Annotated in this window: 10 protein-coding genes and 1 pseudogene; 7 read left to right on the top strand and 4 right to left on the bottom strand. The window is 41.4% G+C overall.

Going from position 1 to position 10,335, the window contains the following annotated elements:
* The first annotated feature begins 123 nt into the window (after window positions 1–123).
* Genes rlmN through HMPREF9072_RS03370 form a run of 5 tightly spaced genes read left to right on the top strand, consistent with a single transcriptional unit; the run spans window position 124 to window position 4,673 of the window.
* A complete protein-coding gene (gene rlmN / locus HMPREF9072_RS03390) occupies window positions 124–1,179 on the top strand; it encodes a 23S rRNA (adenine(2503)-C(2))-methyltransferase RlmN (protein ID WP_009410552.1) in 1,056 nt (351 codons plus the stop codon).
* A 40-nt stretch (window positions 1,180–1,219) separates the two neighbouring features.
* The gene (locus tag HMPREF9072_RS03385) at window positions 1,220–1,594 is read left to right on the top strand and encodes a four helix bundle protein (protein WP_009410551.1); all 375 of its coding nucleotides are present in this window, start codon (window positions 1,220–1,222) and stop codon (window positions 1,592–1,594) included.
* A 56-nt stretch (window positions 1,595–1,650) separates the two neighbouring features.
* Complete coding sequence (gene rseP / locus HMPREF9072_RS03380) at window positions 1,651–2,982, top strand: RIP metalloprotease RseP (RefSeq protein WP_009410550.1); 1,332 nt, start codon at window positions 1,651–1,653, stop codon at window positions 2,980–2,982.
* 57 nt (window positions 2,983–3,039) lie between these two features.
* Complete coding sequence (locus HMPREF9072_RS03375; protein WP_009410549.1) at window positions 3,040–3,522, top strand: hypothetical protein; 483 nt, start codon at window positions 3,040–3,042, stop codon at window positions 3,520–3,522.
* Window positions 3,519–4,673: a DUF2062 domain-containing protein gene (locus HMPREF9072_RS03370; protein ID WP_009410548.1), complete on the top strand. Its 1,155-nt coding sequence runs from the start codon at window positions 3,519–3,521 to the stop codon at window positions 4,671–4,673. The genes HMPREF9072_RS03375 and HMPREF9072_RS03370 overlap by 4 nt, the downstream gene beginning before the upstream one ends.
* Here the strand turns inward: HMPREF9072_RS03370 and dusB are convergent.
* From dusB to HMPREF9072_RS03350, 4 genes are all read right to left on the bottom strand, one after another.
* A complete protein-coding gene (dusB, locus tag HMPREF9072_RS03365; protein ID WP_009410547.1) occupies window positions 4,656–5,639 on the bottom strand; it encodes a tRNA dihydrouridine synthase DusB in 984 nt (327 codons plus the stop codon). The two genes, HMPREF9072_RS03370 and dusB, sit on opposite strands and share 18 nt — an antisense overlap.
* 141 nt (window positions 5,640–5,780) lie before the next feature.
* Window positions 5,781–6,476, bottom strand: coding sequence for a transporter (locus tag HMPREF9072_RS03360; RefSeq protein ID WP_009410546.1), 696 nt, complete (start codon window positions 6,474–6,476; stop codon window positions 5,781–5,783).
* On the bottom strand, window positions 6,469–7,674 hold the full coding sequence (gene hflX / locus HMPREF9072_RS03355) for a GTPase HflX (RefSeq protein ID WP_009410545.1): 1,206 nt from the start codon (window positions 7,672–7,674) through the stop codon (window positions 6,469–6,471). Before hflX ends, HMPREF9072_RS03360 begins: the two co-directional genes overlap by 8 nt.
* Before the next feature lie 3 nt (window positions 7,675–7,677).
* Window positions 7,678–8,082 (bottom strand): DoxX family protein, encoded by a 405-nt coding sequence (locus HMPREF9072_RS03350; RefSeq protein WP_009410544.1) that lies wholly within the window; start codon window positions 8,080–8,082, stop codon window positions 7,678–7,680.
* Window positions 8,083–8,739: 657 nt separating this feature from the next.
* Here HMPREF9072_RS03350 and HMPREF9072_RS03345 point away from each other — a divergent pair.
* Window positions 8,740–9,496 (top strand): annotated as a pseudogene (locus HMPREF9072_RS03345) (metallophosphoesterase).
* Between the two features lie 11 nt (window positions 9,497–9,507).
* Window positions 9,508–10,251: a hypothetical protein gene (locus tag HMPREF9072_RS03340; protein WP_009410541.1), complete on the top strand. Its 744-nt coding sequence runs from the start codon at window positions 9,508–9,510 to the stop codon at window positions 10,249–10,251.
* Window positions 10,252–10,335 lie beyond the last annotated feature (84 nt).

Genomic DNA, 10,335 nt, shown 5'->3' with positions numbered 1-10,335 from the left:
CCTTACAACCTTAGTTTTAAACTTTGGCAAAGTTGAAGCTAACGCCTTTATTCATACTTCTTTGTTTGATTTGAATTGATTTGTAAGATTTTTGAGGCAAAGCTTCATTCTTAGCAAGATTATATGCAACAAAAACGCGACATACGCGCACTGACCAAAGACGAACTTCGCGCTTTCTTCGAGAGTAATGGCGATAAACCTTTTCGTGGCAACCAAGTATACGAATGGTTGTGGCAGAAAGGCGTGCATACTTTCGAGGAGATGACCTCCCTGCCTAAAGCTACTCGCGAGATGCTCAGCGAACATTTTAGCATCAACCATATCAAAGTAGATGTGATGCAGCGCAGTAACGATGGTACGATTAAAAACGCTGTGCGTTTGCACGACGGGTTATTAGTAGAGTCGGTGCTAATTCCTACCGATACTCGCACCACCGCTTGCGTATCCAGTCAGGTAGGGTGTAGTCTCAACTGTTCGTTTTGTGCCACTGCTCGCTTAAAACGTATGCGCAATCTCCTCCCCGATGAGATATTCGACCAAGTAAAGGTAATCGATGAGCAGAGTCGCGCTTTCTTTGGTCGTCCGCTCTCTAACATAGTATTTATGGGAATGGGCGAACCACTGATGAACTATAATAATGTATTGAAGGCAATCGACAAGATTACTTCGCCTGAAGGCTTAGGAATGTCGCCTAAACGCATTACGCTATCCACTTCGGGTATCCCCAAATTGATAAAAAAAATGGCTGATGATGAGGTAAAATTCAAATTAGCTGTATCTTTGCACTCGGCTATCAGTAGTGTGCGCACGGGCATTATGCCTTTCAATGAGCAATTTCCACTGGAAGAACTACGCGAAGCCTTAGCGTATTGGTATCAAAAAACCAAAAACCGTATTACTTATGAGTACGTAGTGTGGAAGGGGATCAACGACCAGAAGAAGGACGTAGAAGCACTGATAAAGTTTTGTAAGTTTGCCCCTTCTAAGGTAAACCTCATTGAGTACAACCCTATTGACGATGGAGCATTTCAACAAGCCGACCCTAAAGCGCTTGAACTTTACCAAACAATGCTTGAAGAGGCAGGCATCACCGTTACCGTTCGCCACTCCCGTGGTAAAGACATCGATGCCGCCTGCGGACAATTAGCGAATAAAAAGGCCTTAGGAACATTATCTTAAAACCTGTGGACTGAGGACTAATGCCTATGGTCTGAAACCTATGAATGATATTAAAGACTTTAAAGATTTAATTGTTTGGCAAAAAGCAATGGATCTTGTAGTTGAAGTTTATAACTTAGTTAAGAAACTACCTAAAGAAGAACAATTTGCTTTAAGTGACCAAATGAGACGTGCTGTTATCTCTATTCCAAGTAATATTGCTGAAGGAAGAGGGAGATATTCAATTAAAGAATATACTCATTTTTTATCTGTCGCCAAAGGTTCAAATGCTGAATTGGAAACACAATTATTGCTTTGTGTAAAAATTAATTATTTAAACAATTCAGATATTGAAAGAGCTTTTGGTTTAATAAAAGAAGTAGGAAAAATGCTTACTTCTTTACAAAAAAGTTTGACAATAAGTAATACGCAATAGTTATATTATCCTACCCCCCTGTGGCCTAAGGCCTAATGCCTATGGCCTAAAAAAGAATGGAAGTATTTTTAATAAAAGCGGCTCAGCTGATTCTGAGTCTTTCAATTTTAGTAGTCCTACACGAGTTAGGACATTTTATACCTGCTAAACTCTTCAAAACAAGAGTAGAAAAGTTTTTTCTTTTCTTCGATGTGAAGTTTGCCCTTTTTAAGAAGAAGATAGGCGAAACAGTATACGGCATCGGGTGGCTACCGTTGGGTGGCTACGTGAAGATTGCCGGTATGATTGATGAGAGTATGGACAAGGAGCAAATGGCACAACCTCCACAGCCGTGGGAGTTCCGTTCTAAACCTGCGTGGCAACGCCTTATCATTATGGTAGGTGGTGTAACGGTAAACCTGCTCTTAGGTTTCATTATCTACGCGATGATACTCTTCACTTGGGGGCAGGACCAGCTCAAACCCGAAGGTATTAAGGAAGGTTTTGCAGTAACCCGCACAATGCGCGCTTATGGGTTCCAGAACGGCGATATCGTAACCGCTATCAATGGTAAACCCTTAGAAAGCGTAGCCGATGTAAGTAAATACGTCTTGTTGCGCAATACCAGTGAGCTTACCGTAAAAGGACAAGACGGAACTGTGCGTACTCTATCTCTCCCCGATTCTATTGGGAAGATGCTCTATTTACGAGGAGAAACAACTCCTTTTAGTGTAAAAGTAAAACCCATTATCGATACAGTAATAGTGGGAATGCCTGCTCAGAAAGCAGGTTTACAAAAGGGCGATAAGCTGTTAAGCATCAATGGAGAACCTATTTACTATTTCTCCGATGTAACTCCTGCCCTTGCAATGGCTTCTGAAAACACCCCAGTCACTTTTGCTATTGAGCGCAACGGAAAGCCAATGACTCTCAGCGTCCTGCCCGACAGTAATAAAAAAATAGGTATCAGTGGTATGCAAACCGAAGGAGAGGTACAATTTACCCATAAGACGTACAGTTTAGGAGAAGCTCTCAGTCACGGAATTGCATACGGTTACAATGTGCTACACGACTATGTAGCCCAGTTTAAATTTATCTTTACCAAGAAGGGAGCCAGTGAAGTAGGAGGCTTTGGTTCTATAGGGAAGCTCTTCCCATCGTCTTGGAATTGGCTCGCTTTTTGGCATATCACTGCTTTCCTATCTATTGCCTTAGCCTTTATGAATATTTTGCCTATCCCAGCCTTAGACGGCGGACACGTGGTATTCCTCCTATACGAAATGGTAACGGGTAGAAAACCGAGTGAAAAAGTATTAGAACACGCCCAAATGGTAGGTTTTGTTATTTTAATAGCCCTTTTGCTATATGCCAATGGTAGCGACCTGTATAGAGCGATATTTAACAAGTAATAGTTAAGACTTTGCCAAAGTTTGAACTTTGGTAAAGTTGAAAAACTTATAGGCTAAATGAAACACATCTACTTCATCATATTATTCTTGAGTTTTGGAGCACTGCAAGCGCAGAGCCTTGAAAAAGTACGCACCGCTTATACTACGGCTTCCGATAGCAAAGAGAATGCTGTAGCTTTTGTAGAGTTAATGGCTAATGCTCCTACTACTGATGTGGTGCTAAGTGCTTATAAAGGGGCGAGTAAAATGATACTGGCAAAATATGGAGGTAACCGTATTGCTCTGCTCAAAGAGGGCAAACCGCTCTTAGAAAACGCCCTCAAACAGCAACCTCAAAACGCTGAACTCCACCTTATACGCCTCAGTGTGCAAGAACACTTGCCCAAAGTAGTACCCTATCGCAACGACATCACTGCCGATAAGGATTTTATACTCGCACACTACGCTCAGCAAACCCGTGAACTACAAAAGTATATAGCAGGGTTTGTAAAGAAGTCGAAAGTGTTTAACGATGAAGAGAAAAAGAAAATGGGGCTATGAACTATTGCGTTTTAATTCCTACTTATAACAATGCTAAAACCCTTGCTCGTGTGATTGATGGGGTGTTGTGCTATACCTCTCACATTATCATAGTGAATGATGGTGCAACTGATGCTACTCCCGATATACTTGCTCGTTACCCTGAGCTCAGTATTATTCATCTTCCTAAGAATAAAGGCAAAGGCAATGCCCTACGTATAGGGTTTGACAAAGCTCGCAATTTAGGCTACGACTACGCCCTTACCATCGACTCCGACGGACAACATTACCCCGAAGATATACCTGTATTTATAGCTACTATCGAAGCGGAAAGTGAACCTACTCTATTGGTAGGTAGTAGGAATATGACCCAAGACGGGGTGCCTAAGAAAAGTAGTTTCGGACATAAATTTTCTAACTTCTGGTTTCACCTCGAAACGGGCGTCAATCTCCCTGATACGCAATCAGGATATAGGTTATATCCTTTGCAGTACATTCCTAAGAAATATTACACCGAAAAGTTTGAGTTTGAGATAGAGATATTAGTGCGCAGTAGTTGGAATGGGGTACAACTGAAGAATGTACCTATACAAGTGTTGTACGACCCTGAAGAACGAGTTTCGCATTTTCGTCCGTTTAGGGATTTTATGCGTATCAGTGTGCTGAACAGCGTGTTAGTACTCATTGCGCTTTTCTATATCAAACCGCGTAATTTCTTTAGAGATGCTAAGAAGAAGAGTCTCAAACGTTTTATTAAAGAAGATATATTAGAGAGCGACAGTAGCGATAGTGTGAAGGCAGGTTCGGTAGCATTAGGTGTATTCTTTGGCATTGCGCCTTTTTGGGGATTTCAAACCATACTTACTATTACTTTGGCGGTATTCTTCAATTTGAACAAAACTTTGGCTTTTATTTGCTCGAATGTGAGTATTCCCCCAATGATACCGGTGCTTATTTTCACTTCTCTTAAAATAGGTACTTTTTTTGTGGGGGGCACGATTCTTCCGCAAGGCGACCTCACCGCAATGGAATACATCAAAAACAATTTATTGCAATACTTAGTAGGGAGTTTTACTTTGGCAATTACTGCTTCATTTGTTTTAGGAATGCTCACCTATGGTTTACTAAAAATAAAAAGTAAAAAGCTTAGATTATTAGACTTCCCTTTTTAATTCTCTCACTACTTCGAGTTCTCTTATTATTTCTTCTGAGGAATCTAACGTTACTAATCGCTGGCGATGTTCTTTAAAATTAGGAATTCCCTTGAAATAATTAGCATAATGCCTGCGCATTTCCAACACTCCTTGTCGTTCGCCTTTCCATTCTACCGACCATAACAGATGGTTTTTAGCAGCTTCTACACGATCGGATATAGTAGGGGAGGGGAGAAGCTTTCCCGTTGCAAAATAATGCTTTATTTCATTAAATATCCACGGATAACCAATGGCTGCACGACCTATCATTATACCGTCAACACCGTAAGTATTGCGGTATTCTGAGGCTTTTTCAGGACTATCGATATCGCCGTTACCAAAAATAGGAATATGAATACGAGGATTGTTCTTCACTTTGGCAATGTAGCTCCAATCGGAGTGACCTTTGTACATCTGGCTACGGGTACGGGCGTGAATGGTAAGCGCGCTGATACCTACATCTTGCAGACGTTCGGCTACTTCTTCTATATTGATACTTTGCTCGTCCCAGCCTAAACGCGTTTTTACGGTTACAGGTAAATGGGTACTGTTTACGACTGCTTTGGTAAGGCGCACCATCAAATCGATATCTTTCAATACCCCCGCTCCTGCGCCTTTGCTTACAACCTTCTTTACAGGACAACCAAAGTTGATGTCTACTAAATCGGGGTTTACAGTGGCAACGATTTTAGCTGAGAGCGCCATTGCTTCTTCATCACCTCCAAAAATTTGTATGCCTACGGGGCGTTCGTAATCGAAAATATCTAACTTTTGACGGCTTTTAATGGCGTCGCGTATGAGTCCTTCGGAGGAGATAAACTCACTGTAAAGCATATCAGCTCCGTGCATTTTACAGAGGCGACGAAAGGGAGGATCGCTTACATCTTCCATAGGAGCAAGCAATAAAGGGAAATCTCCTAAATCTATGTTTCCTATTTTAGGCAATTTTTTTAATGATTAATTGTTAATGATTAATGGTTAGTGATTAATGGTTAGTGATTAATAATGAAGAAACCTCTTCTTGCCCTCTCTGCAGGGGAAATTAGAGATGCAAAAGCGATACTTCGGGCGAAATCTTACATATTGTTAAATGAATAAATATCCTATTCCCACCCCTACAAAATATTGAGGTTCCGGTTGCCAAAGGGTACGCCCTCCGCTGAGGTCTATTTGAAAATTAGGTTTTAGGAGGTAGGCAAATCCTGCATTGATATTGTGCTCAGGAGCACGCATTCCATTATAGGAAGCGTAATACTCAACAAAGCTCCATAGCTTGTTGTTGGGAGCATAATTGACCTGAGCAGTAACATCTAAATTCTTAAATTGTTCAGAGCTACGAGCACTATAAGCTAATGAAAGCTGGTCGGTAAGAGAGCTTTCGAAAGCTAAACAAGCGTCGAAAGTATAAGTCTTAGCGTCTGTTTTGCTGTATTGTCCATAACCGATGAGTCCCACTGAGGGGATATAACGCTGTTCCGATTCGTATAAACGCTGTTTTATGCTGAAGGTAGTACTGCTAAAATCGGGGGTACGGAGGTCGAAATCGGCTTCTAAGCGGAGTTCGGTGTTTGTGATGAGTCCGTAGCGTAACATTAGGTTATCACTGCTTTCTTCTTTGCTGAAAACTAAACCATTTTCTATCTGAAACTGACCTTTGGGCAGGGTATATACCCCTTCACTTTGGTCGGGGCGATCGGTGTTGAGGTTTCCATCGTTTTGAGCAACTGCTAATGAGGTGCAGCATAAGGCTATTGTAGCCAATAGTAAATTGAGTTTATTCATCTATCTTTTCGTATAAAAAGTTATTAAAAGGAAAGCGAGTGATGTGTATCTCCTTTACCTTTTCGTACACCACCTCACGGAATTCTTCGAGATTATTTTTATTGAGTGCCGAAATGAAGAGTACATCGCGCCCCATTCGTTGCATCCAAGTTTGTTTCCATTCATCAAGAGTGAAGTGTTTTTTAGTGCGCTCGGTAGCCAAATCGTCTTCGGCTATTTCTTCATTGGTATACGCATCAATCTTGTTGAATACCATAATGGTGGGCTTATCGGCGCTGTGAATTTCGGCTAATATTTGGTTTACTGATTGGATATGCTCCTCGAAGTTGGGGTGCGAAATATCAACTACGTGCAAGAGCAAATCGGCTTCACGTACCTCGTCGAGGGTACTTTTAAACGACTCGATGAGCTGGGTAGGCAGTTTGCGAATGAACCCTACGGTATCGCTGAGCAAGAACGGTAGGTTTTCAATCACAACCTTGCGCACGGTGGTATCGAGGGTGGCAAAAAGCTTGTTTTCGGCAAAGACTTCGCTTTTGCTTATTACGTTCATTAGAGTTGATTTGCCTACATTGGTATAGCCGATGAGCGCCACACGCACTAATGCTCCGCGATTACTGCGTTGAGTTGCCATTTGCTTATCAATAGCGGTGAGTTTCTTTTTGAGCAGGGCAATACGGTCGCGCACGATACGGCGGTCGGTTTCGATTTCGGTTTCACCAGGACCACGCATACCGATACCGCCTCGCTGACGTTCGAGGTGCGTCCATAATCCCGTAAGGCGCGGTAAGAGGTATTCGTATTGTGCCAATTCGACTTGTGTGCGCGAATAGCTGGTTTGTGCACGCTGAGCAAAGATATCGAGAATAAGCCCTGTGCGGTCTAATATCTTTGCTTTGAGAATACGCTCGATATTCTTCTGTTGAGCAGGGGTGAGTTCATCGTCGAAGATGACAGTACCTACCTCATTTTCTTCAACAAATTGCTGTACTTCCTCCATCTTACCGGTGCCGATGAAGGTCTTAGGGTTAGGCACATCAAGCTTTTGGGTGAAGCGTTTGAGCACTTCACCCCCAGCTGTGTAAGTAAGAAATTCGAGTTCGTCTAAATATTCCTTAGATTTTTCTTCGGTTTGTGTTTGATTGATAATTCCTACAAGTACTACTTTCTCGTAGGTAAGATTGACTTGTTCTAACATTCGTTAATCCCATTTGTGGCGAGAGGAAATGGCGTGTTTGCCACTTCCGGTAAAGAACAAAGCTAAAGCACCGAAAAGGAATAGTCCAGGGAGTTCAGGAGCCCAACCACCGTGAGCCGTAACTGCGGTAATTTGACCTCCATACGCCAAAAAGAGCGTACTAATTCCGCCGAGTACCATTATAAGAGCGGCTAAACGGGTTCGGAAGCCTAATACAATCATTATAGGAGCGATGATTTCGCTAAGATATACCCCATAGGCAATGAAGGTGGGAAGACCTTTGGCTACTAAGGTACTTTGAACATATCCAAAGGCATCGGCGTGTAGTAATTTGTTGATGCCGTGAGGAAGCATAAGCAAGCCTATGGTAAGGCGGAGGACGAGGAGTCCAAAATCTTTGTTTTTCATTTTATAAAAGGGTTTTTAAGTTTACGGGGGCAAAGATAGAGAATAATTAGCAAATTATCAAATTAGCAGATTAGAGAATGAGATAAATGCCAATAATACCAGAAATGCTAGTAATGCTAGTAATCAACTTTGGCAAAGTTTTAAACTTTGCCAAAGTTTGAGATGAAAAAGCGACGACAGGCAGAGAAAATTAGCAAATTAGAAAATTAGAAAATAGAGGAAGGTTGAGAGGTTCGGAAGGAAACGGAAGATTTCAGAAGAGAGTTGAGAGGAATTTTGGTGAGAAAAGGCTGTGAGGATGAATGTAGGTAGCTTATAGAGAGCTTATAGGAAGCTTATACTAATCTTGGACGATTGGTATAGAAAGGGTATATAAATAATTGATTAATAGCATAATATAGCAATAATAAAAATGGTAAAATCGGGGTTTCGAGGCGAAAGAGAGAGGAATAGGCGATAGGCCTTAGGCCATAGGCACTAGGGGATAACCTTCCCCTAGCCCCCTCAATGAGGGGGAATGTAGTGACGGAATGATGGAGATAATGTGAGGTTATAGCGCGATGGGCGGGTGAGAAATTAGAGATTTTCTGATAATTGAAAAAAAATTACTACTTTTGCCGAACTTTTCACAGACGAATAATAGCAAAATTAAACACTATGCGAACTCTTGTTATAGGCGATATACACGGTGCTTTACGCGCTTTGGTGCAGGTGCTTGAAAGGGCTGATATACAAGCTGATGACTACCTTATTTTCCTTGGTGATTACGCTGACGGTTGGAGTGAGACTCCCGAGGTGATGGATTTTCTCATCGGATACCAAAAGAAACAGCGTTGTTTGTTCCTCAGAGGGAATCACGATGCGCTTTGCTGTGAGTTTCTTTTAGGAAAAGAGATGGATACTCTTTGGCGTTTGCACGGAGGAAAAGCTACTGAAAAGGCTTATCGGAATGTTTCGGCAGAGCGCAAGAAGGCTCATATTGATTTTTTAAACTCGCTTGAAAATTACTACTTGGATAGCAAAAATAGGCTTTTTCTTCACGCGGGGTTTACTAATTTGCGGGGGATTGCTCACGAGCATTTCGAACAGATGTACTATTGGGATAGAACGCTTTGGGAACTTGCTTGTAGCGTTAGTCTTCCTAAAACGGATAAGTACTATCCTAACCGTTTGAAACTCTATAATGAAATTTATATAGGACATACACCTACGACATAATGAAATTTATATAGGACATACACCTACGACGCGCTTGGGTACTGATAAACCTCTTATTTTCAACGGGGTGGCAAATGTAGATACAGGGGCGGGCTTCAAAGGACGCCTTACGGTTATGGATATTGAAACGAAGGAATATTGGCAGAGTGAGCCTGTTTATAAACTGTATTCAGAAGAACAAGCGCGCAATCAATAAAATATTAAAAAATGAAGAAGTTTATATACCTACTGTTATTACTGCCGATGTGTGGTGTAGCACAAGAACAATTGCAAAATGAAAGTGCTATTTTTAAAGCTATTGAAGCGAAATTTAAGTTTGACAGACGTCAGGTGTATTGGGCACTTTATACGGAGCGAGGACTAAAAGAAGATACGATACATAAGCTCGTGGTTTTTCCTTTAAAGAAAAGAAGTAAGGACAAGATGCTTTATGATGCTTATGTTGTTTTGTACAATCTTCAGAAACAGATGATAGATAACTACTACATAGGTGAAGGTGAATGGGAAGACAGTGATAGAGGGCGCTTACAGGGTTTGGAAGTGGCTTCTCAGACGCCACTGTTGGGGAAGAAAGCGATTGCCTATCAGGTGAGGGTGTTTTTCTCGAATGCTGATAGAAATAAGCCTATGGGCTCGGAGGTGCTCACCTATTTTATTAGTAAAGGGAAGAAGTTGCAAAAAGTGTTAAGCACTGATATATTTTCTTATACGGCTGATATTTCGGGGGGAGGAACTGCAAAAACTCCTTGTGAGGGAGAAAAAAAAGAGATGAGTAGCAAATTGCATATTTCAGAGCATAAGGTGCGAGGTTTCTATACCATAGAGGAAACACGTGTTACTAAGCATATAAAAATAGAGCGTGATGCGGAAGGATTTTGCGCTGAAAGGGAGGTTGATAGTAAAGAAGATGTGATACAGATGCAATACAAAAAAGGGAAATATCAACCATAATAATTGCTATAACGATGAAAAAAACGGTGGGTTTTGTAGGGCAAATAAAGAAATATATAAAATTTTACAAACTTAGTAATCAAT

The sequence above is a fragment of the Capnocytophaga sp. oral taxon 324 str. F0483 genome, assembly GCF_000318315.2.
Classification (GTDB): Bacteria; Bacteroidota; Bacteroidia; order Flavobacteriales; family Flavobacteriaceae; genus Capnocytophaga; species Capnocytophaga ochracea.
Note: the sequence above shows the minus strand (reverse complement) of the source record. Positions and strands in the feature narration are given on the sequence as shown.

Excerpts from the sequence above, each read along its gene's own strand:
- rlmN (WP_009410552.1), top strand. The coding sequence starts at position 124 with ATGCAACAAAAACGCGACATACGCGCACTGACCAAAGACGAACTTCGC.
- HMPREF9072_RS03385 (WP_009410551.1), top strand. The coding sequence starts at position 1,220 with ATGAATGATATTAAAGACTTTAAAGATTTAATTGTTTGGCAAAAAGCA.
- rseP (WP_009410550.1), top strand. The coding sequence starts at position 1,651 with ATGGAAGTATTTTTAATAAAAGCGGCTCAGCTGATTCTGAGTCTTTCA.
- HMPREF9072_RS03375 (WP_009410549.1), top strand. The coding sequence starts at position 3,040 with ATGAAACACATCTACTTCATCATATTATTCTTGAGTTTTGGAGCACTG.
- HMPREF9072_RS03370 (WP_009410548.1), top strand. The coding sequence starts at position 3,519 with ATGAACTATTGCGTTTTAATTCCTACTTATAACAATGCTAAAACCCTT.
- HMPREF9072_RS03360 (WP_009410546.1), bottom strand. The coding sequence starts at position 6,476 with ATGAATAAACTCAATTTACTATTGGCTACAATAGCCTTATGCTGCACC.
- hflX (WP_009410545.1), bottom strand. The coding sequence starts at position 7,674 with ATGTTAGAACAAGTCAATCTTACCTACGAGAAAGTAGTACTTGTAGGA.
- HMPREF9072_RS03350 (WP_009410544.1), bottom strand. The coding sequence starts at position 8,082 with ATGAAAAACAAAGATTTTGGACTCCTCGTCCTCCGCCTTACCATAGGC.
- HMPREF9072_RS03340 (WP_009410541.1), top strand. The coding sequence starts at position 9,508 with ATGAAGAAGTTTATATACCTACTGTTATTACTGCCGATGTGTGGTGTA.